Source organism: Cupriavidus sp. HE11, from assembly GCF_056097175.1.
Window position 1 is genome coordinate 692,352 of record NZ_CP184464.1, and the last position, 21,203, is coordinate 713,554.

The 21,203-nt window shown below is 59.5% G+C and carries 26 protein-coding genes; 8 read left to right on the forward strand and 18 right to left on the reverse strand.

Annotated elements, in window-relative coordinates; translation table 11 throughout:
* Positions 1-83 precede the first annotated feature (83 nt).
* From ACOABP_RS03210 to ACOABP_RS03285, 16 genes are all read right to left on the reverse strand, one after another.
* Complete coding sequence (locus ACOABP_RS03210) at positions 84-1,775, reverse strand: terminase large subunit (RefSeq protein ID WP_474226938.1); 1,692 nt, start codon at positions 1,773-1,775, stop codon at positions 84-86.
* Positions 1,768-2,277: an HNH endonuclease signature motif containing protein gene (locus ACOABP_RS03215; RefSeq protein ID WP_474226939.1), complete on the reverse strand. Its 510-nt coding sequence runs from the start codon at positions 2,275-2,277 to the stop codon at positions 1,768-1,770. Before ACOABP_RS03215 ends, ACOABP_RS03210 begins: the two co-directional genes overlap by 8 nt.
* An 80-nt stretch (positions 2,278-2,357) precedes the next feature.
* Entirely contained in the window at positions 2,358-2,837 is a 480-nt protein-coding gene (locus ACOABP_RS03220; protein WP_474226940.1) for a terminase small subunit, read from the reverse strand.
* Positions 2,838-3,102: 265 nt separating this feature from the next.
* On the reverse strand, positions 3,103-3,357 hold the full coding sequence (locus ACOABP_RS03225) for a hypothetical protein (protein ID WP_474226941.1): 255 nt from the start codon (positions 3,355-3,357) through the stop codon (positions 3,103-3,105).
* Positions 3,354-3,755 (reverse strand): HNH endonuclease, encoded by a 402-nt coding sequence (locus ACOABP_RS03230; protein ID WP_474226942.1) that lies wholly within the window; start codon positions 3,753-3,755, stop codon positions 3,354-3,356. The genes ACOABP_RS03225 and ACOABP_RS03230 overlap by 4 nt, the downstream gene beginning before the upstream one ends.
* Before the next feature lie 2 nt (positions 3,756-3,757).
* A complete protein-coding gene (locus tag ACOABP_RS03235) occupies positions 3,758-4,150 on the reverse strand; it encodes a ubiquitination-like system serine protease family protein (protein WP_474226943.1) in 393 nt (130 codons plus the stop codon).
* Between the two features lie 283 nt (positions 4,151-4,433).
* Positions 4,434-4,625, reverse strand: coding sequence for a hypothetical protein (locus ACOABP_RS03240; RefSeq protein ID WP_474226944.1), 192 nt, complete (start codon positions 4,623-4,625; stop codon positions 4,434-4,436).
* Positions 4,622-4,822 (reverse strand): hypothetical protein, encoded by a 201-nt coding sequence (locus ACOABP_RS03245; RefSeq protein WP_474226945.1) that lies wholly within the window; start codon positions 4,820-4,822, stop codon positions 4,622-4,624. The genes ACOABP_RS03240 and ACOABP_RS03245 overlap by 4 nt, the downstream gene beginning before the upstream one ends.
* Positions 4,819-5,442: a DNA-binding protein gene (locus ACOABP_RS03250; protein WP_474226946.1), complete on the reverse strand. Its 624-nt coding sequence runs from the start codon at positions 5,440-5,442 to the stop codon at positions 4,819-4,821. The genes ACOABP_RS03245 and ACOABP_RS03250 overlap by 4 nt, the downstream gene beginning before the upstream one ends.
* Positions 5,439-5,744 carry a hypothetical protein gene (locus ACOABP_RS03255; RefSeq protein WP_474226947.1) on the reverse strand — a complete coding sequence of 102 codons (306 nt, stop codon included), beginning with the start codon at positions 5,742-5,744 and terminating at the stop codon, positions 5,439-5,441. The genes ACOABP_RS03250 and ACOABP_RS03255 overlap by 4 nt, the downstream gene beginning before the upstream one ends.
* Positions 5,741-5,884: a hypothetical protein gene (locus tag ACOABP_RS03260; RefSeq protein WP_474226948.1), complete on the reverse strand. Its 144-nt coding sequence runs from the start codon at positions 5,882-5,884 to the stop codon at positions 5,741-5,743. The genes ACOABP_RS03255 and ACOABP_RS03260 overlap by 4 nt, the downstream gene beginning before the upstream one ends.
* Positions 5,885-6,045: 161 nt before the next feature.
* Positions 6,046-6,291, reverse strand: a complete 246-nt coding sequence (locus ACOABP_RS03265; protein WP_474226949.1) for a hypothetical protein — start codon at positions 6,289-6,291, stop codon at positions 6,046-6,048.
* Positions 6,288-7,148 carry a toprim domain-containing protein gene (locus tag ACOABP_RS03270; protein ID WP_474226950.1) on the reverse strand — a complete coding sequence of 287 codons (861 nt, stop codon included), beginning with the start codon at positions 7,146-7,148 and terminating at the stop codon, positions 6,288-6,290. The genes ACOABP_RS03265 and ACOABP_RS03270 overlap by 4 nt, the downstream gene beginning before the upstream one ends.
* Positions 7,135-8,682: a DEAD/DEAH box helicase gene (locus ACOABP_RS03275; protein WP_474226951.1), complete on the reverse strand. Its 1,548-nt coding sequence runs from the start codon at positions 8,680-8,682 to the stop codon at positions 7,135-7,137. The genes ACOABP_RS03270 and ACOABP_RS03275 overlap by 14 nt, the downstream gene beginning before the upstream one ends.
* Positions 8,679-9,689 (reverse strand): ParB N-terminal domain-containing protein, encoded by a 1,011-nt coding sequence (locus ACOABP_RS03280; protein WP_474226952.1) that lies wholly within the window; start codon positions 9,687-9,689, stop codon positions 8,679-8,681. Before ACOABP_RS03280 ends, ACOABP_RS03275 begins: the two co-directional genes overlap by 4 nt.
* A gap of 121 nt (positions 9,690-9,810) precedes the next feature.
* Positions 9,811-10,107, reverse strand: coding sequence for a helix-turn-helix domain-containing protein (locus ACOABP_RS03285; RefSeq protein WP_474226953.1), 297 nt, complete (start codon positions 10,105-10,107; stop codon positions 9,811-9,813).
* A gap of 118 nt (positions 10,108-10,225) precedes the next feature.
* Between ACOABP_RS03285 and ACOABP_RS03290 the strand changes: the two genes are divergently transcribed.
* The 5 genes from ACOABP_RS03290 to ACOABP_RS03310 all read left to right on the forward strand — a co-directional run bounded on the left by ACOABP_RS03290 (position 10,226) and on the right by ACOABP_RS03310 (position 13,152).
* Entirely contained in the window at positions 10,226-10,831 is a 606-nt protein-coding gene (locus ACOABP_RS03290; RefSeq protein WP_474226954.1) for a S24 family peptidase, read from the forward strand.
* Positions 10,832-10,875: 44 nt separating this feature from the next.
* Complete coding sequence (locus ACOABP_RS03295) at positions 10,876-11,610, forward strand: hypothetical protein (RefSeq protein ID WP_474226955.1); 735 nt, start codon at positions 10,876-10,878, stop codon at positions 11,608-11,610.
* 544 nt (positions 11,611-12,154) lie between these two features.
* Positions 12,155-12,637 carry a hypothetical protein gene (locus tag ACOABP_RS03300; protein ID WP_474226956.1) on the forward strand — a complete coding sequence of 161 codons (483 nt, stop codon included), beginning with the start codon at positions 12,155-12,157 and terminating at the stop codon, positions 12,635-12,637.
* The gene (locus ACOABP_RS03305; protein ID WP_474226957.1) at positions 12,627-12,956 is read left to right on the forward strand and encodes a hypothetical protein; all 330 of its coding nucleotides are present in this window, start codon (positions 12,627-12,629) and stop codon (positions 12,954-12,956) included. The genes ACOABP_RS03300 and ACOABP_RS03305 overlap by 11 nt, the downstream gene beginning before the upstream one ends.
* On the forward strand, positions 12,949-13,152 hold the full coding sequence (locus tag ACOABP_RS03310) for a helix-turn-helix transcriptional regulator (RefSeq protein WP_474226958.1): 204 nt from the start codon (positions 12,949-12,951) through the stop codon (positions 13,150-13,152). Before ACOABP_RS03305 ends, ACOABP_RS03310 begins: the two co-directional genes overlap by 8 nt.
* A 1,434-nt stretch (positions 13,153-14,586) precedes the next feature.
* Here the strand turns inward: ACOABP_RS03310 and ACOABP_RS03315 are convergent.
* A complete protein-coding gene (locus ACOABP_RS03315) occupies positions 14,587-15,303 on the reverse strand; it encodes a hypothetical protein (protein ID WP_474226959.1) in 717 nt (238 codons plus the stop codon).
* 208 nt (positions 15,304-15,511) lie between these two features.
* On the opposite strand from ACOABP_RS03315, the gene ACOABP_RS03320 reads away from it, so the two are divergent.
* From ACOABP_RS03320 to ACOABP_RS03330, 3 genes are all read left to right on the forward strand, one after another.
* Entirely contained in the window at positions 15,512-15,733 is a 222-nt protein-coding gene (locus tag ACOABP_RS03320) for an excisionase (protein ID WP_474226960.1), read from the forward strand.
* 9 nt (positions 15,734-15,742) lie between these two features.
* A complete protein-coding gene (locus ACOABP_RS03325; protein ID WP_474226961.1) occupies positions 15,743-16,036 on the forward strand; it encodes an excisionase in 294 nt (97 codons plus the stop codon).
* A gap of 104 nt (positions 16,037-16,140) precedes the next feature.
* Positions 16,141-16,503 (forward strand): hypothetical protein, encoded by a 363-nt coding sequence (locus ACOABP_RS03330; RefSeq protein ID WP_474226962.1) that lies wholly within the window; start codon positions 16,141-16,143, stop codon positions 16,501-16,503.
* Between the two features lie 2,592 nt (positions 16,504-19,095).
* On the opposite strand, the gene ACOABP_RS03335 is transcribed toward ACOABP_RS03330, so the two are convergent.
* Positions 19,096-21,147 carry a sodium:solute symporter family protein gene (locus tag ACOABP_RS03335; protein ID WP_474226963.1) on the reverse strand — a complete coding sequence of 684 codons (2,052 nt, stop codon included), beginning with the start codon at positions 21,145-21,147 and terminating at the stop codon, positions 19,096-19,098.
* Positions 21,148-21,203 lie beyond the last annotated feature (56 nt).

Below are 21,203 nucleotides of genomic sequence, written 5' to 3' on the forward strand. Positions count from 1 at the left end.
CACGGGTGGCCGACTCCACAGGACGAGCACCGGCCTCCGGCGCTGCTCCGCGTCGGAATAAGTTCCCAAAGCCCATCGCCACCTCAGAGGAATCGAATACCGCGTTTTTCGTAGACAGAGGACTTCTTCGCCTCTGGATTGAGCGACAACAGTGAGATGGCATTGAACAACGCCATCAACGGGTCGATCTTGGCCGTGCCGCTGGCCTGCTTCGTGATCAGGATGGCATTGCCTCGCGGCTCAACACGCGCATTCCCTACCGACCAAGCCATCATGGGGCGCCCCGAATGCCACAAGCCGCCTTCTGCTAGCTTCCGCTCCGTCGTCTTGATCGTTCCGCCGAGCTTCCACCCCTGCGAAATACCAACGATCATCGGCTTATCTTCGCCATCCAACTCCGGCACGCCCGCATCGAGGATCGCATCCAGGATGGCGCCGATACCGCTAGGGTCAACGCCGATCCTGTCCAGAAGTCCGGACTGATAGATCCGAAAAGCGATCTCGGCCAGCTGCTCGACGTCCTGCCCGATGCGCTCGACGATCACAAGGTCACCGTCCCGCTCAAAATCTCTCAAGCGGGACGCTTCACTTTTTCGACGCTCAAGCACGGCTGGATGTGCCCACGCCTTCCCCCATGACAGCCAGTTTCCTGTGTCTTTCTCCCGGCCCGCAGCGGCAAAGCCAAGCAAGTCATCGAGCCCACCGCCATCGATTCCGATGTCCACGACCTCACAGCGCGCCAGAAGCTCCTCCAGCGATAGCGCTGGCATTGCCTGGGCTTGCCAGAAGTCAGCGCCTGCCCATCGGTCGGAACGAAGATTCAGGCCAATCTCGACGTTCGCGTGCTTACAGAGGAAGCCACGGAACGAGGCCTCGCCCTCCTCCTTCGCCTTTCGGTATTCCCGCTCAAGGAATGCCTGGTCTACCGAATACCCTAGGTTCGGGTTGACCATGGCGAGGTTTCCAACCTCCAGGTGCTCACCGCGAGCCACCAGCTCTGGTGGGTGTTCGAAGATGATCGGGACGAAGCTCTTGTCCTCGATCTTCCCGTCACGGACGTCTCGCGCGTACTGCAGCTTCTGCTTAAAGACGCCCGCCGGCGGATCAGCCGACTGGGTTGTCAGGTAAATGACGAAGCCCTCTGGCCTCGACGCCAGCCCGCCGATAGCCTCTCGGAACATCTGCTCTGCCGACGACTGCGACCCGAACAGGTGAAGCTCGTCGATCAGGGTACCGACGCTTTTCTTGCCGCCTACGGTGTTAGCGTCGGCCGCCACAACCTTCAGCGTCGCACCGCTGGTGCGGTGGGTGATCGTCTTAACGTGCGTCTGCACCTGGAAGAGGTCGTCTAGCTCATCCTCATGCTTCACCATGTCGCGACTTGGCGCGAAGCTATTGTTCGCCACCTCGATCGTCGGCGCCAAGATCGCGTACTCAGCAGATACCCGCCAATTCAGGATCATCGCCGTCATCATGATCCCTGCGGCCAAACTCGATTTCGAGTTCTTCTTCGGGATGCAGACAAACCATTCCGTGATCAGGCGGCGACCGCTTTCGGCGTCGTAGGCGCCAAACACAGACGCCACAAGATCAAATACCCACTGCGCTCCAGCCTCACCGAAGGTCGGAGAACCCGGCGCATCAACGATCTTCAACTGTTTGAAGATCGCAAGCGCCTGTTCGGCCTGATCCGGGAAGATCGGCGGAGGGATAATCGACTCCCCTCGCTTGATCCGATCACCCCAATCGGGGCACGAAGTTTTCCATTCAGGCATCACGCAGAACCGGTTGGAACGTGTGCAGCTCCGCCTTTGCTCTGGCATATGCCGCAGCCGCATCCGCTTTCGTATCGAAAAGCCCCAAATGAATCTTCTTGCAGTCCTTGAAGATGTAGGCGCACCACCTACTCGTTCGACGGTGCCAGGAAACTCCTGTGTGCCCGCTGGTGTTGGTCTTCCTTAGCCCAAGGTTCTGACAGTTTTCCGCATGGCTGCCTACCCGCAGATTCGCAATAGCGTTGTTCGACGGGTTCCCATCTATGTGGTCCACCGTGGCAGTCGGCCAGTGGCCGTAACATAGAAGCCAAGCCAGGTGGTGCTCGTAGACACGCACCCCATCGACCATGATTCGCCGGTACCCGCCTCCGCGGTTCGTTCCCGCCTTTGATCCCGCGACCGCGCGATTGCTTTGGGTTCTTAGCCACGTGAAAACGCCCGTCGCCGGCTCGTATGACAGAACCTCTCGGACACGGTCTACGGTAATATCGGTCTTGGCCATGAAGACTCCTGATAGTCTGAAATGGCAAGAGCCCACGCAGCGCGTCAACGCTGAGTGGGCTCGTTTCTTTCTGCTTCGAGCTATTTCCGGCCGCCGCCAACCACCTTTAGAGGCGGGGCCAGAGAACTGAATTTGCCAGCCGCCTTCTTGGCTGCCTCGACCTGCGCATCCTTCTTGCCGCCGTCGCCCTTCCTCGCGTGCTGGTACGGCACGACCGCCTTCGCGGCATCTATCTGGAGTCGAGGCTCGTAAATCGGATCGTTGTAGACGCCGATTAGAAATTCCAGCGCATCTCTGTTGCTGAATGGTTTTGCAACATCAAAGCCAGCAGCCGCAGCAGCCTTTTTCACCTCTGGATCGACCTGCCCCGGCTCAGGGGGAACTTTCTTGACGCGCTTCTTCCGCTCCAGGTGCGCCAACACGTCTGGATCCTTCGCCAAGCGCGAGCCCGCCGCGCCCGCCGACGCGGGGCTGTAGCCCGCCTCGATTGCGGCGTCCTTGTTGGACATGCCCCGGCCCTTAGCCGCGGCAAACTTCTGCTTCTTGCCGGTAAGAGCCATGTGAAATCCCGCTCAACGCAGGTCAAAAGTTAAACATCGCGCAGGACGTTTACCGTTTGCGCTCAACGGTTTGCGCCTATTTCTTAACGCGGTAGCCGTGTTAAGCCCATTAACAAATTCCATGGGAGGGGAAATTTTCTGCGCGTGAGGGAACGGGTGGTCTAGGCCGTATAGATCACCTGAACTTTCGACCCGCCCCTCCCTATCGCCACACGTGGCGCAAAAGCCGCTTTTCACGCACGTGTCGCGCCTCACGCATCACATTTCAGCCGTCGACGCCTGCGGTCACGGCGATCGCGACCGGTGGATGGCCGGATCCGAAGATCGACAGCCGGATAGGCAGCCCCGCGAGGATGTTGGCGATGTCCTGCTCGGTCGGCTGGTACCACGAGAGCCAGCGGCCATTCGCTTCGTCCCGATGTACGGGCAGGCCGATGCATTCACCATGCTTCGTGCGATCCCAGTCGGCTGGTGCGCCGAGCACCATCGTCGTGTGGTCCGTCAGAATAGGCTGCATCATGTCGCGTTCTCCTGCCGCTGCTTGTCGCGGCTGTGGTGCGCTTGGCACAGCGTCTGCCAGTTCGACTCATTCCAGAACAGAGCCTGGTCGCCACGGTGCGGGACGATGTGGTCGACCACGTTGCCATGCGGCACGATCAGAGCACGCGCCGCGCACTCGAGTATCACCTCGGCCAAGCCAGTGGCCTCGATGCGCGCCTCGCGCATGCAGTACACGCAGTACGGATGGAGCCGGAGGTATGCCGCGCGCGCCTTCTGCCAGCGATAGTCGTAGCCACGCTGACCACTGGTCTGGCCACTGGTGCGCCACGAGCCAGGCTGCACAGTTTGAGTACGGCCGCCCGCCACAGCTACGCGCCCGCCAAGCATGGCCAGCTTCCCGCGCCTCTTGGCATCCATAGTCACTCCTGCGCAGGTAGATCGACGGTCTGGCCTGCGAGGTGGTGCGTGCAGTCACTTAGGAACTCAATGCGACCCTCTCGCACGAAGCTATGACAGACGTTCGATTTATCGTACGGCTGCTCCTCAGCGGTGGGATAGCGACCGTGCTTTTCGTAGAACGCCTGGCGCTTCTCGCGCCCCTCTCGGCTCAATGACGGCCATTGCGCGAGGATGGACGGGCTGAAGGTGGGCAACCCAAGCGAGCCGTTCCATGTCCAGCACGGATACGGCGCACCAAGGGAGACGTTCACCCCGTGGTCCATCCCACATCCTGGGCATGTGAAGCAGACCTTGGTATGCGGGTGCGTTGCACCATCTTCGGCCTTGAACTCAACGGTGTAGGCTCGATTCATGGGACCACCAGCATGGAAGAAGAAACGGGTACGGCGGCCAGCGGCCGGCATACCCAAACCCGAGGCAACTACCGGGAGGAGACAGACGGGACAGCAGAACTCGGGCACCACAAACCCGATGCACCAACGCAAAAAAGCCCGCTGGCTTTTCGCTTAGCGGGCTTTAGAGGCAATTCTGCGGTGTATCAGAATGAGCCCTATTTTCGACACAAAATGTCGAAAGGTCAAGAGGAGTTGCAAATCGGTCGCTCACGAACCTCAAAATCGAACTTTCCTTTTGCCATCATGCCACCTTCCCAATCTCAGCGGCTGCGCGGACGTAGGCATCCCAGTTGCCAGGCTGGATGGCAACCTCGCCCATCTCGGCGAGCAGCTCGCGGATGTGGCTTTCGATGATGTCGCAATCTACCTTTCGTGCATCGCCCAGCAGCGCCCGGGCGATCTTCTCCGCCGTTGCCGTGAGGTCGTGGCTCATGCCGTCTCCTTTGCCGCACGTAGCTTCGAAAGGATGATCACGACACCGTACCGCTCCGCGCAGTTGCTGACCTCGAAGGTGTATTCCGTGTCGGTGCCGATCCCCTGCCTCACCTCCAGGGGCGTCGAGACCTTCAGCCCTTCGGCATGGCCGAGGATCAGATCGGCGATTTCTTCCCTCTGCTGCTTGTAGCTCATGCCGCCTCCTCCATCCCCACAAAGCCACGGTCGCGCAACTGCTCGTCCGCCCGCTGCAGCGCCACCGCCTGGGCGCCCACCGCCCCGTTCACGCCCTTGGTCCCTCGGAAGTACGCCATCAGCTTCTGGTGGTGCGCCGAGACGGTCTGGCGGTGGATGTCGCACTCCTGCGCCAGCCGCTCGATCGTCTTCTTCTTCCCGTGGATGTCCCGGTGCGCGCCGAAATGTCGCTCGACCAGCGTCCGTCTAAGTCTGTAGCTGGACAGGTGGCCGGCGAACAGATAGGTGGTGTGCTCCGTCAGGTAGCTCACCGCGTCCGCCCACTCCACGTTGGGCCGGTTGCCCGAGCAGCATGCCCTGGTGCAGGCGCAGGGCAACTCCACCGGCGCGAACTGGGCAATCAGCAGCGACCGGTCCAGCTCGCTGATCGCCTTCAGTTCCGCCCGGATCATCCCCGCCTGGGCCGCCCCGTCCACCCCCACCAGCCCCTTGCCCGTACCAACGTTGCCGCCACGCATCGCCCGCGCCATCGGCGTCGGGCTGTACTGCTGCGTCGAGTACGAGAATGCGAAGCGCAGCGCACTGTCCACGCTGGTGAAAAGCGGTTCGGCTTCGTTCATCGATCACCCCGACGGTTAAACACTTCGTTGGCGTGGATGTTCAGCAGTTGGCCATCCTTCGTCTCCACGGTCATGTAGCCGCGCTGCTCACCCATGCGGACGAACCTGGCCCGGAGCCGAGTGCGCACAGGCCCCACCACTTCCAGCGGAAACGCAACGCCGAGTTCTCCGCGACCGGCCAGCGATAGCGCCGCCTGTAGCATCGCGCGCACTGCTTCGCTATCTCCCCGGGCCAGCACACCACGCCTGCTGCCAGCAGCGATCGCCGCGTCAACCATCGCTTCTGTGATCGTGACCTTCATTCCCTGCTCCTTTTCATCAAATCTGCGGCGGACGCCTCGCGTACCCACCAGATACTCAGTAGTTCAACTTCAACACCACAACCCACATGCATCTCTGTCTGGTGAGCAAGACCAAAGCCTTCCTTAGCTTTGGCCTTCATATACTTCTCCGTCCGGAGCCGCATAACCCGTCAGCCTTACGATCTAGGGTGCTAACCTCGCCGCCCACACCGGTGTTTCAGATCTCCCCCCAGTACCGGTTCTTCCCGTGCCGCTGGTGTATGCTTTCGCCCGTCCAGCACGGTGCTTTGCCGCCGTATGCCTAGCGCCGCCCTCCTCTCGCCTCGGAAAGCGCATTCAAGGCACGAGCGACGTAGTAGCCGTCCTTGCCAGTCAGGGAACGAATCAAAAGAGTGATTTGGTCCCGGGTGATCTCGCGCGACCCGTGCTCATCGAGCCAGCCTGGACGAAGCGGATATGGGATCGCCAGAATGGCCGCCTCACGCGCGAGAAGGACCGTAGGCCGCTCCATCCCGTATTTCCGCTGCAGATACGTCAAGACGTTCATTTGAGCGTCCTCCGCACCGCCATAAGCTTCTGGCACACAGCCATCAGCCCTGCACGAGCATGGAGATCGTTGGCGTCCTCCCCGACAACCTCGCTCATGCAGTAGGCTAGGCCTGCATCCTTCGCAGACCGTTCTCCGGTCCCCGATGCATCGTTGTCGGCAAAGGCGTATTTGCGCCCCTTGACCATAGAGGCGACGTAACTCAGGTTTCCAGCGGAGAAGCAAACGAGGATTGCGGCGTTGATGCGCATCTGGCGCGCAGCGGCATCGATCGACAGTCCGGTCGCATAACCCTCGCAGAGAATCGTCTCGCTGGGGCGGGGCGGCCCAACATGTAGGACTGCGCCCTTGGCAACCGTGCCGGGCAGCATCCTCTTTTCCCAAACCCGCTCGTTCGCGAGCCATCGAATCACTTGTACGCCCTGCATAGCATTGGTCGAGACGTTCCGCATCGGCACGATCAACGACTCATCCGGCAGCACCAGGCCGCTGCACGCATGAAGCCCTTTAAGCGCCAAGTAGCCGTGCTTTCCAGGGATCGCGCTCCGAACCATGTCCTCGGCACGCCGCGCGGCTTGCTTCCGTCGCTCGACTATGCGAGCCCGTTCAGCGGCGCGCTTCTGGGCGAAGACGCGCTTCTCAGCATCGGTCCACGGCTTGGCGTCCGGGTCGTTGTACCAGCGCACCTCGCCTTCGCCATCCCACGCAAGCACCCAGCCACGCCGGCCGTCCCAAAAGTAGGAGCCATTCTTCTTGCGCGGGTGCTCCACCGTCGCGCACCGGCGAATACGGTCGCTGGCGAAGAGTTCGCCAACTAGGACCCCATGCGCCGCCGCGAAGTCGCTAAACCGTTGCACCGACACGCTCCTTCGACCTTCCTTTGAGGAAAGCCAGCTTCAGGGATTCGATCTTGTTCGCGATGTTGCGCTCGATCGGCACGTTTGGCGTGGCATCAAATGAAAGATGGGCGGGCGGCCACTCACCGGTGATGTCCTTGAACAGATGGGCCGCCCGCCCCTTCTGCTTGTCGGGGGTGCTATGTGCGCGGGCATAGGTCACCAACTGCGCGTAGAGATGGGGCTTGTTGTCCGCGAGCTTCTTCTTGCCAAGCATGACCTCCTGCATGGCGCCAGGCACCGTTTCGATCAGCGAAGAGGACTTCGGCTCGAAACCACAGGACATGCAGCGCCGGCCGAACGGCTTGTAGCCACAGGACGGACACGCACAGACCTCCTTCTCTTTGGGCTCTTGCCGAATGGTCTTATCCAGCTTTTCGCCAGCATCCAGTGCGTCAAGGCCGTTGTAAAAGATGTCCGTGAAGTCATCGAGGAAGCGCTGGATATTGCCGCTGTGGTCGAGCAGCAAGCAATCCTCCTTACCCGTGTCAGGCGACGAGCGCAGTCCGCGGCCCCACATCTGGATAGCAGTGCTCAGCGACTTGCGGAGGGGCCGGCAATCGACGACGCATCCCACATCGGGAACGTCAAAGCCCTTGGCCAACGCCTCAACACTGATCAGCACGCGCAACGCCGAGTCCGCCTTCTGGTACTCGGCCAATAGCATCTGGCGCTCAGCCGGCGTGGTTTCCGACGTGAAGACGGCAGCCATCACTCCCGCATCGACGAACTGGCGGCAGATCTCTTCGCAGTGCTTGATGGTTGCGCCAAACACGATCGTTTTCCGACCTTGGCCGAACTTGATCCATTCAGTGACCACATCGCCGACGATCTCCATGCCACGCTCTTCGGCTGCTTGGTCGGTCCACTCGCCTCCGGCCGTCGCAGCGCCTGCCATGTCCGCCTTCTTGCAACTGAAGACGCGCATCGGCACCAACACGCCGGCCTCGGTGAGATCGTGCATGGTCGTCGCGTTCACGAGATTCGAGAACAGCCGGCCCAAACCTTTCGAGAACGGGGTAGCGGACAATCCAATCACGGACGCGCGGGACGAAGGAATATGTTCAGTCCAGGCGCGAAGCTGGGTGTGTGCTTCATCAATAATGATCACGTCAGCGTCCGGCCACTGGCGGCGCGCAAGTGTTTGCGCGCTGGCTATCTGGAATGGCATATCCGGCGCATAGCGCCAGTGCTGAGCCTGGATGACACCGTGAGCACTAAGGCCGTAGCGATCCGCTGCTTGGCTCGTCTGATCGATCAACGTGGTCCGATCACAGACAAAGATGGCGCGCTTACCTTTGACCAATGCCTCATGGGCGACCCGCAGGCCGAGGTATGTCTTGCCCGCACCGGTAGGTGCCATCACAAGCTGATTCTTGTGGCCCGCACGGCGGCCGTCTCGCAGCCGTTCATGTGCCTGAGACTGGAACTCACGCGGAGGTGGGAAGCTTGGATTGGCGTAGGTGATCGCATCCTCGAAAAGGCCGTAGCTCATGCCGCAGCCCTCCCCTGCTTGCGCTGCAGAGACTTGACCATCCGCACAGCCTCGTTCTTCTCATTCATCAGGCCTGCCAGCCGGTCTCGCAGCGATGAGATCTCAGCCTCTTTCTGTGCAATGGCTTGCGCAGCTTCATCGCGGGCGGTTTGAATCTCAGCCAACGCCGCGACGACCCGATCTTCGGCAGCTACAATGCGCTGTAGCGACTCGTTTTCCGTACGCAGTGCCGATATCTGCGACAGCGATTCGCCAAGCTGCTCTTCCAACGCCTCCAGGCGGTCGTTGACTGCAGAAAGATCGGTGGCCGGTTCGGCCGGCGCCGTCTTCGCAGAAGCAGCACGGTCTGCCGGACGCTGCTCGGAAGCGGCTTGCTTGATAGCTTGCGGCCCCGAAGAAGCGATCAGCTGTTGCCGCTCGGCCGGCAATGCAGCCACTTTGGCCGCCGCATTGATCGAAACTGCACCGCTGCGTGCCGCCTCCACGACCGCCGGCACAGCGTCCTGCTGGATCTTCTCGACCTTGCGAATAGTGTCTCGCCCAACCCCCGCCAACTTCGCCACTTCCTCGTCCGTTCGCATCTTCATAGGCGCGTCTGAATTCGGACGCGCCTGAGCAACGTCAGCACCGACTTGCTGGCCGGGCTTTGCAAGCGACGCCTCGTAGTTCGCCAATGCGATAGCAGCAAGCGCTTCCTTGCTCTTCAGCGCCAGTTCTGCGCGGACGAAGTCCGTGAGGTTGCGGCGGCCCAGCTGATTGCGAACGACCCACAACAGCGCGTCTTCGAGCGTCGCTAGCCCCTCTATCTGAACAGTCTCGAACGGGACATCGTGCCTCGTACATATCTCGTAGCGGTTGTGGCCGTCCAACAGCACGTCATGCCACATCGACAGGGGATCGCGGCAACCGTCGCGCAGCAAATTCTGTTCGAGCTGGGCATACTCCTCCGCGGCGAGCGGCGGGATCATGTCGCGAAACTCAGGGTCGATCGAAATGGTGGAGTTCATGCTTCGGCGAGGTTGAACATAGCGAAGAGTCGCGCGACCACCGCAGCGGAAATCCAGCCACGACAATATGCCCACATAGAGAGCCGCTTAATGCACCGCTTATGAAGAAAAGCAAGGTGATTCATGGCTCCTGCCCCAGCGATTTCGCAACCTTTTCTTCGATGTAACGCCAATCCATCTGGATTCGGCGTCGACCATCGTTCTGGCCACCACGCCGCAACCAGACGCTATTCACTTCGTGGTAAGCGACCTCTCCCATACTTTCCCGGTCAATTGCGACGCAAAGCTGCGGGCTTGCAGCCTCGTTGCCATAGGCAATCTGGCGCAAGCGCGCGAAGGTGCTACCGCAAGCTGCGGCAAACCCATCCCGCTCCGGCCGAGGCAATCTGCTTAGAAATATCGCGAGTTCCATATCCATAGGTTAGATAAATCTAACGCTTTACGTCAAGAAAAATCTTTCGTATGCTGTTAGAAATTTCTAAAGGCAACCTATGGAAGATCGATTCGCTGCCCGCCGCGCACGTCTACGGGAGCTGATGGACCAACTCAAGGCATCGTCTATTGCGGAGTTTGCTCAGCGCTACGGCTACACCCGCTCCCAGATGTCGCAGTATTTGTCTGATACCTACAACGGTGGACGGAGCTTGGGAGAAAGGGCGGCCAGAACGCTCGAAGAGCGCACAGGCGTCCCACAGGGTTGGTTGGACCAACCTTTCTCACAGGGCATCCAAGCCACGGCGCTTACTACATTCCCTTCAATACCTGTAGTCGGTGCTATCTCGGCTGAGCGCGGTGTGCTTGGAGCTGTCGTTACGACGGCAGGTGACGCGGACGGTTTCGTGTCATTCCCGACGACCGACTCGAAAGCGTATGCACTTCAAGTTCGCGGAGGCGAGCTTCGCCCCCGCTTTCGCAGCGGCGAGGTTCTCATCCTGGAGCCAACAGCGAAAGTCGCTCCTGGCGATGACGTTTTGGCCAAGTTCTCTGACGGCACCCAAGCACTCCTTGAGTTCCTCTGGGAACGCGACGGCGAAGTGACGTTTGGCGATATCACCAGTAACTTCCCGCCTACAACTATTTCCGAAGGTGATATCACGTCGATGCACCGACTAACGGGCGTTGTAACCCGTACCGCCCAATAGCTGTCTGCATCCGGTCCTGAAACTGAGTCAATGGTGAGATCAGCTTGGCCAAGTTCACCAATATTCGTCAAAACACCGGCTTTCCAGAGTTAAGTGTCGGCGGCAAAGACCTCGCCCACCTCGCCTTCCGGTTGTGGTTTTACTATCGCCGAAATATTCATAGCGATGATCTCGGCGGCGCATGGCTCGACCTTCAGGATCTGGCTGATTACGCCAACCAAGAGTTGAAACGAGCTGTCGCAGACCGGGAAAGCAACGAGCGTTTCGCAGCTTCGGTCGTCCTATCTGATTGGCTTCTGATAGAAGGCGGCGCAAACATGGAAGCTCTGCCCGATCTGCTCGTCACGCCATTGGACGAGGATTTGTGGTCAAGGATCATGATTGCTTTCGGACTCAATCACCTTGATATCGCCCTGACGAAGCTTGCTGAGGGCGACGTCATTGCAGCTGCGAACGATCTTGCGATTGTGGCGAACGTCGCTTGCGATGTTGAACACATGAATGGGATGACGCGGCAATTGCAAATCACACGCCGAGAGAAGACCGATAAGGCCAAATCTATGGCGGAGACTCGGAAACTAAAGGATCCAAAGCAGCAAGCCAAGAATGAGGTTCTTCTACTCTGGAACAATTGGCAGCAAAAGAAATGGCTCTATGCGAGCACCGCCGCCTTTGCTCGCGACATGCTCGACAAATTTCCTTTGCTCGAGAGTCAACCCGTCATAGAACGCTGGTGCCGAGACTGGGCCAAACAAGACGCACCCCACAGCGCTGAGTAAGCACTGTGCTCAGCACGGTGCGCATTCCCCTCAGCTCAGCCGTTACAAGCTCCTCGCCGTATCGCTATTCTTCCTTCACGCCGCCGATCAAGAGTTAGATATTTCTTGACACGCCGGTTAGATATTTCTAACCTAGTCGCCGTAGTACTCGAAAACGAAAAAGCCGCAGCAGTTAGCACTGGCTGCGGCTTCTTCGGAGGACGGCATTCGCACTGCCGACCACTAACCTTCTAGCACGGGGTGAAACCATGCCGAAAGACACTGCCGATGAACGGCCGGTGGGAGGACCCACATCGAAAACAATAGCAAATGCGGCCGCGACAAACAAGTCGAATGTCGCTATCACATCATTCTGGACGCCGGTCGCTTACGAGAAGCTCACGGGAAGCACTTTTACCAATTTTACGGAACATCGCGGAACGAGCACGGCATCAAAAAGCCGCGCCTGGAGTGCTGCTCGTGCTCTATGCCAATCGCTTGGAGAGCGTGCACATGGTTTTGCCGTCCTCAGAAGCAACCACCTGACGACGATAGGAGGGACCAGATGAGCAGATCACTCACTTGGATCGGAGACAACATCGGCTCGCAAGCCGGCGCCTCTGTCGCGATCGACCTGCGGGACAGCAACGGCCAGCACATCTACGCCTCCGTCGCCAGCACACTCATCCTGCTCAACCAAATCAGGCCTGACGAGCGTCGTCGCATCCTGAGTGCCCTGCGTCATTGCGCGGAACGCAGCGAACTTAATGCGGCCGACATGCAGGCATACCAGGTTTGGGAGCAGGAACAGGCGAAAGGATCGACCCGCGACCAGCCGTCCGCCGCGCTCGACGTGAACAAAGTCACCTGCCTCCTCCACACGCTGCAGTGGGCCGGCAAGAAGTGCGAGGACGCTCACGACTTCGAGCAATTCCACGCACTGGCGCTGGAGCTCGTCCCGCGACTGGGCGCAACGCTGGAGAACGCGGTTACTGACCTAGGCCAGGTTTGCACCGGACTTTTCGAGGAGGTGCGCCATGGCTGCTGAACTTTCGAAGCGCTATAGCTTCTGCTCGGACGATGCAATGGCGGCAGCCCGTGCCGGTCGGCTGCCGACGGGACAGGTTGTGCGCATGCTCAAGACACTCGACTTGGCACGCGACGTGTCTTCCGGAACTGCAACGCTCCTGGCAATGGGCATCAATGAAGACGTCCTGCGCAACAGTACAGGCCCCGAGCCACAGATCAGCCGGACAGGCTTGTTCGCCCTCCAATCGTTGGCTCATGCGGCTAACGAAATGCTCGATCAAAAGATGGAAGAACTCTTTGACGAGATCAACCGGCAAGCGGAGGCGCCCCATGGTTGAACAAACCCAAAGGCGCATCCTTCGTCTGCCAGCCGTCCGTGATCTGGTGGGCCTGAGCCGCAGTGGCATCTACGCACGGATCCAGGCTGGCACATTCCCATCGCCTATCAAGATGGGCACGGCCAGCGGATGGGTCGAGGCTGAGGTCCAGGCATGGATCGATAAGCAGATCGCGGCAACCAGAGCCTCTGATTAATGGTTTCCGACAACGCGTATTTGCGCGTTCAGAGTTCAGGCCCGGAGTCTCCGACGTTCTTTGCCGGATCTCCATATTGTCGCCCTCACTAAAATAGGTCTGCGTTATCCCGCATTGCGATAAGTACGCTGCCGTAGACGCCGTCGGGGCGCGTACTTCCCCGTCCGAGGTCGGGAACTGTCGGCCCCGGTCCGGGCACTCCATGCAGTCCGCCGCTGAGACACCACGAAGTTTTTGTACCTCCTCCGCCTGGGCGACCTCCGGGACCTGGCACGCCGGGCTGCCCTGGCGATCCCGCTTTGGCCGATGGCTGGTAGATATCAAAGCGCTGCACACTTGAAAGTCCCGTATTCGGGCCCACGAAGAATAGCGTTGCTCCGTCTCCTCCCCGACCGGCGTCGCCCCCTTTTCCACCGGATCCTCCCGGGCCTCCGACTCCACCGTCACCAGCCTCGTGTTCGCAGATGCAAACAAACATGAAACAATTAAGCTCTTCAGCGGGACCTCTAGCACCTGGCCCACCCGGCCCGCCAGGCCCGCCTCTCCCGCCATTCCCGCCTTCTACCCCTTCTCCTTCGACGCGGATCACAGGCACGACGGCAGGATTGGCCGTATTCAAGATAATTCGCTGATAAAAAAGAAAAACAATCGGATAGCGATACGTCTTCCCGGGACGACCTGTTTCGCCTGGGTCTCCGGGGCCACCCTCTGTGCCGTCTTCAAATGGTGAAGTCCATCCGGTACGCCCCACGCCCCCGTCGGCCCCATTAAGCTCTTTACGGGTGACGCGTGGTCTCAGTATCAGCTTTGGGATTTCCGAGAGCTGATTGGCGCCATTTAGCACAAGCTCTTCAGCCGCGATGGCCACAAATGCAGCCTCTCCCGCGTCGTTGACGTACCACTCCAAAGAGCTTTTTGGATTGAACACGACGCTCTTCGCGCGAAGTATTACCTCTCCGAATGGGACGATACCGGAAACAGGAAAGAGATCTCTAAGTGGTGCGGCCTTGATCGCCGCGATAACCTGCGGATCCACTGCATTTGCACTGATAGTGTGAGCGTTCGTGGTTAGATTTATTTCACCTGGTCCGAGAGGACTAGTGGCGAAACCAGAACGAGCAAGGATCTCTTGTGTTGTCAGCCGAGCCATCATTCTTCCTCACGATCCGATGAAATTCACGCGATGCTCGAGCATTGATCCTGCCCGCTTCAGTTCGGAACCGTACATACTCTGTCGTGGGCTCGAGGCAGTCCCGACCATTGTTGGCTCTGATTCCACATCACCTACGTCTATATCTCGTAGCGGGACTTTTCGAAAAGCGAAGTGACACTGATCATCCACGTAAAACGATGAATGCGCATCGCCCGTTGAAGGCATGGAAGCTTCTGCTCAATCTGAATCTAATGGAGCCTAATCAGCCAGGTCGGCTTCCGTCAACGCAGGATCTTCCGAATAGGGACATAAGCGCGAGCAAACAGTCTCGCTTGAACACAGTTGAACTGCCGTATTGCATCTTTCGCGCGAGTGCGCGTGTACATGGATGCGACACGAGGTGGCATGAAATCCTCGGCAATTTCCACGACACCATCAAAAAGAGATGGTTGAGATGTCAGCGCCTCTTCCGCTCGACGCAAACGAGATCGCAGGGTGCCTGCGGTCACTGATAGGTGGTCACAAACTGCCGATTGATCACTCTTCAAATTGGAGAACAATCTCACGTATGCCACAGCTTCGGCGAATCGTCTTCGCAGTTCGAGGTCACGCTCATGTTCGCTCTCACGCGCTTCGATAGCTCGGCTTGGCTTGTATTCCTCCGGGGCTGCGAGAGCTGCGGCAACGGGGCTTGCTCGCGACTCACCCTCCTCATCCTCACGTTCCTCATCGAGCCGTACTGCAAAGCGCAGTCGCTTGTCCGCAAACTTCACGAACCGGTTGTACAGGCGAGAGAGAATCTGTTTGTGGAATGACTTGTCCGTAGGATCTGGTCTGGCAGTCCCTTGGCTACCGATCTCCTCGGCCGCCAGCCACGCTTCAGACTGCAAGTCATCGACGGTAACCTCCCCGTTCGACCGACCCGCAATCCGCTTCAGGTCGGAAAGAATCGCGGGGATCAACTGCGCGAAAAAGCTGCCTGCGGACCGTATGGGCATACCAAGAGGCCGGATCAGTGAAAAACGGCACTCTACTGGAAATGCGGTTAAGCATGCTTTACCACTATGCTACGTTTTCGATTTCGGACCATCAGCCTCGCTGGGAGCGGAGTTGTCGGCTACGATGGCAAACTCGCCACAAACCAGTCGGCAGTACCACCAGAGCGCCAGCGCTCATTTCGTGGGGTTCACGTTTAGAGGAAATCTGATGGCGACCAAACCGCCCAAGGTAAGTCTCGAAAAATGGCTGGCATTGAACTTCGATCCACCCCCTTCCCTTGTGACCGCTCGGCGGTGGGTTGGACAGGGAAAGATCTACCCGCCTCCCGTGAAGGTCGGTCGCGCTTACTACGTCGAGCAGAACGCCGAGTACATCGATGACAACTACACCCCGCGTCGCCCCCGACTCGTCGACCGCATCTTCAAATAGGTTTCGAGCGTGAAAGTCCGCCTGGATCTATGGCTGGAACGCTACTTCGATCCGCCTCCCAGCAAACATATCGCTCGCCGCTGGATCAGAGAAGGAAAACTATATCCGCCTCCAGTAAAGGTCGGGAGTTACTACTACCTCGAAGACGACACGAAGTACTTCGACTACGCATATGACCCTCCGGCTCAGCCCCGGGGCGGCACGAGATTGCCACTTGTGGAACGCCTAAGGCTCGAAGAAGAGGAGCGGGCAAAGATCCCGATCATAGAACAGCCGTTCCCAAGGAAACGGTCTGGAGCTTAGCCCACCCCACACAAGGGGTATTGTCCGACGGTGAGCCAGGCGCTGAACTTGTGATGTCGAGACATTCGAACTCGACTTACAAGAAGATTTCCGGGAGAAGAATCATGGGGACAACCATTCGCGCCGCGCTCGCGGCGGCGGCACTCATTGCGACGTCGCAAGCATCCGCGGCTTGCTTTGGCTCGCAGAACATGTACACCTGCAACGACAGTTCAGGCAATTCGTACCAGGTCAATCGCATGGGCAACACCACGACGGTGAACGGATACAACTCCCAGACCGGCTCGTCATGGAACCAGACGTCCCAGCATGTGGGCAATAGCACCTACACCCATGGCAATGCCGCCAACGGCAATAGTTGGAACAGCACTACCCAGAGCTACGGGAACGGGTACAGCAGCACGTATGGGAGCGATTCGCGCGGACGCAGCTTCAGCCGACAGTGCGGGCCGTATGGGTGCAACTAAGCAGATCTACCTGCTGCCATGAAGAAGATTTCAGTCCTCCTACTTGCAACTTTACTACTGCTGGCGCCCTACGAGGCCACTTCGGCCACGATCGGGGACTGGTTTACCGGTTCAACCGACGACGGACAGCTTTACGCTGGCGTGACCAACGAGAGTGGCGGATTTTTAATGAAGAGTTGTCACCCGGGGAGTGGTCTATGCCGCTGGATTCTTGTGACTGCCACCCGCTGTGACGGCACAACGACCGCGCCCGCCCTGCTTTCGTCCTCTCGAGGATCCGCCTCAGTGGACATCAGCTGTGACGGGCCGGTACAGGGATCTGCGCCCTCCGGCCTACCAATGTATCGCTACCTTCTTCACAATCCGGACCTGATGGACGGAATCGTCGAGTCGGCAACCCCTTTGGGAATCGCCGTGGCGTTAGACAGCGGGCGCTTCCAAGTCTATCGGTTCTCAATGAGAGGAGCCAAGGGTGCCATCGCTGCGGTTCTCGAAGGTGCTGTGCGGCTTCGCAAAAGCCCTGGCAGCTCTACCCGCGATACGATGCTCTAGAACCCTCCGCATCAAGCCCGTCCGCCAGAGTCGGGGTACAAAGCGGGGTACAAATTCCTGAAAGATTTCGATTTGGAGGAATCGCGCGTCTACATTGGGTTTCCGAGGACCCTCTCTCCGCCAGAATTTCGATGCCCGCACCAGCGGGCATCGTCGTTTCCGGAGAGAAGCAAGCCAATAGTTTGGCTTGCGCGGGGGATTCGAAGGGATTCGCTTGCAAGCGAATCCGCGGCCTGCGCATGTGTAGGCGAATCCCCCTCTCTCCGCCAGAATTTCGATGCCCGCGCCAGCGGGCATCGTCGTTTCCGGAGAGAAGCAAGCCAATAGTTTGGCTTGCGCGGGGGATTCGAAGATGATTCGCTTGCAAGCGAATCCGCGGCCTGCGCATGTGTAGGCGAATCCCCCCTCTTTCCGCCAGAACACCGTCCGCAGCAATCCAAAGCCGTCCAATGGGACGGCTTTTTTGCTTCCACTTCCATGTTTTTTCACCTTTCAACGGTGATTCCTCCGTAGACGTCCAAGTTCGTCCGTCCACGCCGACTAGGCCTATCAGCCAGGAAGTTCATGGATGTCCTGCTCGGTGGGCTGCCAGTACGAAATCCATAGGCCAGTGACTTGATCACGGTGCGCAGGTGGGCCAATGCACTGTCCATTGCACCGCTGGGTCTCAATCCGTTGGTGCTCCCGGCACTACGTGGGCGGGCTGGTGATGGGAGGCATCATGGTGGGATCCGCAAGTGTGAAGAAGAAACAGGTACTGCGGCCAGCGGCCGGCATATCCAAACCCAAGACAATACCGGGAGGAGACAAACGGGAAGACGAAATCAAAGGCAGTGCAGTCGCCGGCTTAAATGAACGTCTTAGCCAACCACCAATGGAAATCCGAGGCCCAGGCAATACGACCAGCAGCGATCGTGACCGTATGTCTTGCTGCTTATTCCCCTTTCGCATGGATAGCGGCGAAGGTCATCTACTTCGTCAAGATATGACTCTATCCGCGACAGAAGCGCGGTCAGCTACATGAAAAAGCCCGCAGGGCTTTCGCTTGGCGGGCTTTGGAGGCAATTCTGCGGCGTATCAGAATGAGGCTTAGTTTCGACACAAAATATCGAAAGGCCAGGGAGAGACTATTTCGTCCGTATTTCTGCAGCGGCGAACGCCCCTGCCGCCTGAATTCGAGAAGCGCAACAGGCCAAGCGCTACACCTGTCGCGTGCTTTCGACGTCTCCCGCCAATCCAGGTGAGGTATCGCCAAAACTTCAGCGGAACCGCGCCCAGAACGAAGTGAGGCAAGCCTTCGCTGCGGCCTGCTGAGCAGGCCAATCCTTGTAAGAGTCCGGACTATCGCAGCGGCGAACATCGTCGATACGATCCAGGGAATAGACAAGCGCGAAAATAAGCGCGAGTGCGAGAAAAAGGACCCACACTGGGAGACGGCGGAAGAAATTGAAGATAGTGGCCATTTGTGCACGCATACTGATTGAGAGGAACAACATGCAATGCGACCCGGGTCGGCGTTATGTAGCCGATCTGTACTTCTCTTACAGTCTGCAAGATACCAAGTTTTCCCAAAAATGGAAATCCGCCTTTCGACTAGGTCGATTTGGCTTTCGGGCACTGGCGCTCGGTCGGGAATTGCGTGCTCATTTCGGCTCTCTCGCGACCATGGGGGCGTCGACGGCCTCGTTCAGGCACGGCCGCTGGGGCAATCGAAGCAGCTTGACGGATTTGTGCAGATCGCAGACGACAGCCATGTCGGCTTCGTGCCAGTGCTGTTCTCGCAGCCACCGGACCGGGCCGCGTCGCGCATTTCAGGCTTTTCCGTCAGGATCTGACGAGCATCGCGGACGCCACGCGAATAGGACGTCTGCGACGCGTGGACCGGTTCGCCGAGCCCATGGAAGGCGACGCATCTCCTCCATACCTCCAGCGTCGCCATGATCTCGTCGGGCCGACACGCCTTCCCGTGGAAAGCTCGGCCGGTGCGAATTGGGCGATCAGCATGCCATGGCGCAGCACGCTGAAGACCCCGCCCCCGCCCTACCCCTTCCTCAAATAATTCACCAGCCGATCGATCACTGGAGCATTCCTTGGCGTGATCAGGCTGACCAGAATGGCGGCCGCGAATCCTGCGGGTACGCCGAACGCCCCCGAGGCGATTGGATCGACGCCGAACCATCGGTTGCCGAAGATCCCGGTCATGCGGGTGAAGAACGGGTAGTTCACGAAGATGTAGTACACCGCCACGCCCAGGCCGGTGGCCATGCCGGCGACGGCGCCGGCGGCCGTGGTGCGGCGCCAGAAAATGGCCAGCACCAGCACCGGGAAGAAGCTCGATGCCGCCAGCGAGAAGGCCGCGCCCACCAGGAACAGGATATTGCCGGGCCGCAGCGATGTGACGTACGACGCGAACAGTGCCACGCCCAGCAACACCACCTTGGCCGTGGTCACGCGGCGCTGGTGGGTCGCCTGGCGGTCGATCATGTGGTAGTACACGTCGTGCGACAGCGCGTTGGCGATGGTCAGCAGCAGCCCGTCAGCCGTCGAAAGGGCCGCGGCCAGTGCGCCGGCGGCGACCAGGCCCGAGATCACATAGGGCAGCCCGGCGATTTCGGGCGCGGCCAGCACGATCATGTCGGGCTGGATCAGGATTTCGGCCCATTGCACGATGCCGTCCCCGTTCATGTCCCGGATGCCGAAGACCGGCGGGTCGACCTTGCGCCATTGCACCACCCACTGCGGCAGTTCCGCGTATGGCGTGCCCACCAGATGCTGAAAAAACTCGACCTTGACCAGTGCCGCCAGCGTTGGCGCCGACACATATAGCAGCGCGATGCAAAACACCGCCCACGCCACGGAATTGCGGCTTTCCTTGACCGATGGCGTCGTGTAGAGCCGCGTCAGGATATGCGGCAGGCTGGCCGTACCGACCATCAGACAGAACACCAGCAGCACGAAGTTGAGCCGGCGCGTCTTGCGCTCCTGCTCCGACGCCGCGGGATAAGGCTCGGTCGATGGCGTGGACGGCTGGCTGCGCGCCAGGGCTTCCTCGCGCTGCTGCGTCCACTGCTGCAACGCGGCCGTCGCATCAGCCGGGAACGCCTGCCGTTCACGCTCCACCGTCTTGATTTCGCGCAGCGGCGCATTACGGGCGCGCAGCTCAAGCAGGCGCGCATCAAGCAACTGCCGCTCCTCGTTGAACGACATCGGCAGCCGCGCAATGCGATCCTGCAGGTCGATGGCCTGCTGGCGGAATATCTCGCGCACCTGCTGCTCCGCCGGATCGCGATCAAGCTGCTTCTCGGCGGCGTCTATCTGCTGGAGCAGCCCACCGTAGCCAACCTGCGGCAATACCTGGTGATGATGCTTCCAGGCGATCAGCGACACCGCCAGCAGGAAAGCCACGATCAGCATGATGTACTGGGCCACCTGCGTCCACGTCACCGCGCGCATGCCGCCCAGGAACGAGCACACAAGGATGCCGGCCAGCCCGAAGAACACGCCCACCGCGAATTCCACGCCGATAAAGCGCGTGACGATCAGTCCCACCCCCTGGATCTGGGCGACCAGGTAGACGAACGAACATAGCGATGCCGCCAGAACGGCAATCGCCCGCACGGGAATATTGCCACCCGGCTTGCCGTTGCCGTAGCGTGCCGCCAGAAAATCGGGAATCGTATATCCGCCATATTTGCGGAGGTACGGCGCCAGCAGGAACGCCACCAGGCAATAGCCGCCGGTCCAGCCCATCACATAGGCCAGGCCTTCGTAGCCCGACGCGAAGATGATGCCGGCCAGGCCGATGAACGAGGCGGCGCTCATCCAGTCCGCCGCGATGGCCATGCCGTTGAACATGGCGGGCACGCGCCGCCCGGCCACGTAGTATTCGTTGAGATCCGATGTGCGGCAGATCAGTCCGATACACGCATAGATCGCGATCGTCACGAACAGGAAGACGTAGCCCAGCCAGAGCGCATCGGCATTCGAATGCTCGAGCAGGCCCATCATGCCGACGAAGCCGAGCAGTCCGAGCGTAAAAAGGCCGTAGTACAGCATCAGCCGGCGGCGAAAGCGCGACTGGGTGTCTGGCATCAGCGCAACGATAGGTGGAAATCGGTGTGAAAAAAAGCATTGTGCCCGCCCCGGGC

Coding starts and splice junctions, on each gene's coding strand:
- ACOABP_RS03210 (WP_474226938.1), bottom strand. CDS start 1,775: ATGCCTGAATGGAAAACTTCGTGCCCCGATTGGGGTGATCGGATCAAG.
- ACOABP_RS03215 (WP_474226939.1), bottom strand. CDS start 2,277: ATGGCCAAGACCGATATTACCGTAGACCGTGTCCGAGAGGTTCTGTCA.
- ACOABP_RS03220 (WP_474226940.1), bottom strand. CDS start 2,837: ATGGCTCTTACCGGCAAGAAGCAGAAGTTTGCCGCGGCTAAGGGCCGG.
- ACOABP_RS03225 (WP_474226941.1), bottom strand. CDS start 3,357: ATGATGCAGCCTATTCTGACGGACCACACGACGATGGTGCTCGGCGCA.
- ACOABP_RS03230 (WP_474226942.1), bottom strand. CDS start 3,755: ATGGATGCCAAGAGGCGCGGGAAGCTGGCCATGCTTGGCGGGCGCGTA.
- ACOABP_RS03235 (WP_474226943.1), bottom strand. CDS start 4,150: ATGAATCGAGCCTACACCGTTGAGTTCAAGGCCGAAGATGGTGCAACG.
- ACOABP_RS03240 (WP_474226944.1), bottom strand. CDS start 4,625: ATGAGCCACGACCTCACGGCAACGGCGGAGAAGATCGCCCGGGCGCTG.
- ACOABP_RS03245 (WP_474226945.1), bottom strand. CDS start 4,822: ATGAGCTACAAGCAGCAGAGGGAAGAAATCGCCGATCTGATCCTCGGC.
- ACOABP_RS03250 (WP_474226946.1), bottom strand. CDS start 5,442: ATGAACGAAGCCGAACCGCTTTTCACCAGCGTGGACAGTGCGCTGCGC.
- ACOABP_RS03255 (WP_474226947.1), bottom strand. CDS start 5,744: ATGAAGGTCACGATCACAGAAGCGATGGTTGACGCGGCGATCGCTGCT.
- ACOABP_RS03260 (WP_474226948.1), bottom strand. CDS start 5,884: ATGAAGGCCAAAGCTAAGGAAGGCTTTGGTCTTGCTCACCAGACAGAG.
- ACOABP_RS03265 (WP_474226949.1), bottom strand. CDS start 6,291: ATGAACGTCTTGACGTATCTGCAGCGGAAATACGGGATGGAGCGGCCT.
- ACOABP_RS03275 (WP_474226951.1), bottom strand. CDS start 8,682: ATGAGCTACGGCCTTTTCGAGGATGCGATCACCTACGCCAATCCAAGC.
- ACOABP_RS03280 (WP_474226952.1), bottom strand. CDS start 9,689: ATGAACTCCACCATTTCGATCGACCCTGAGTTTCGCGACATGATCCCG.
- ACOABP_RS03285 (WP_474226953.1), bottom strand. CDS start 10,107: ATGGATATGGAACTCGCGATATTTCTAAGCAGATTGCCTCGGCCGGAG.
- ACOABP_RS03290 (WP_474226954.1), top strand. CDS start 10,226: ATGGACCAACTCAAGGCATCGTCTATTGCGGAGTTTGCTCAGCGCTAC.
- ACOABP_RS03300 (WP_474226956.1), top strand. CDS start 12,155: ATGAGCAGATCACTCACTTGGATCGGAGACAACATCGGCTCGCAAGCC.
- ACOABP_RS03305 (WP_474226957.1), top strand. CDS start 12,627: ATGGCTGCTGAACTTTCGAAGCGCTATAGCTTCTGCTCGGACGATGCA.
- ACOABP_RS03310 (WP_474226958.1), top strand. CDS start 12,949: ATGGTTGAACAAACCCAAAGGCGCATCCTTCGTCTGCCAGCCGTCCGT.
- ACOABP_RS03315 (WP_474226959.1), bottom strand. CDS start 15,303: ATGCCCATACGGTCCGCAGGCAGCTTTTTCGCGCAGTTGATCCCCGCG.
- ACOABP_RS03320 (WP_474226960.1), top strand. CDS start 15,512: ATGGCGACCAAACCGCCCAAGGTAAGTCTCGAAAAATGGCTGGCATTG.
- ACOABP_RS03330 (WP_474226962.1), top strand. CDS start 16,141: ATGGGGACAACCATTCGCGCCGCGCTCGCGGCGGCGGCACTCATTGCG.
- ACOABP_RS03335 (WP_474226963.1), bottom strand. CDS start 21,147: ATGCCAGACACCCAGTCGCGCTTTCGCCGCCGGCTGATGCTGTACTAC.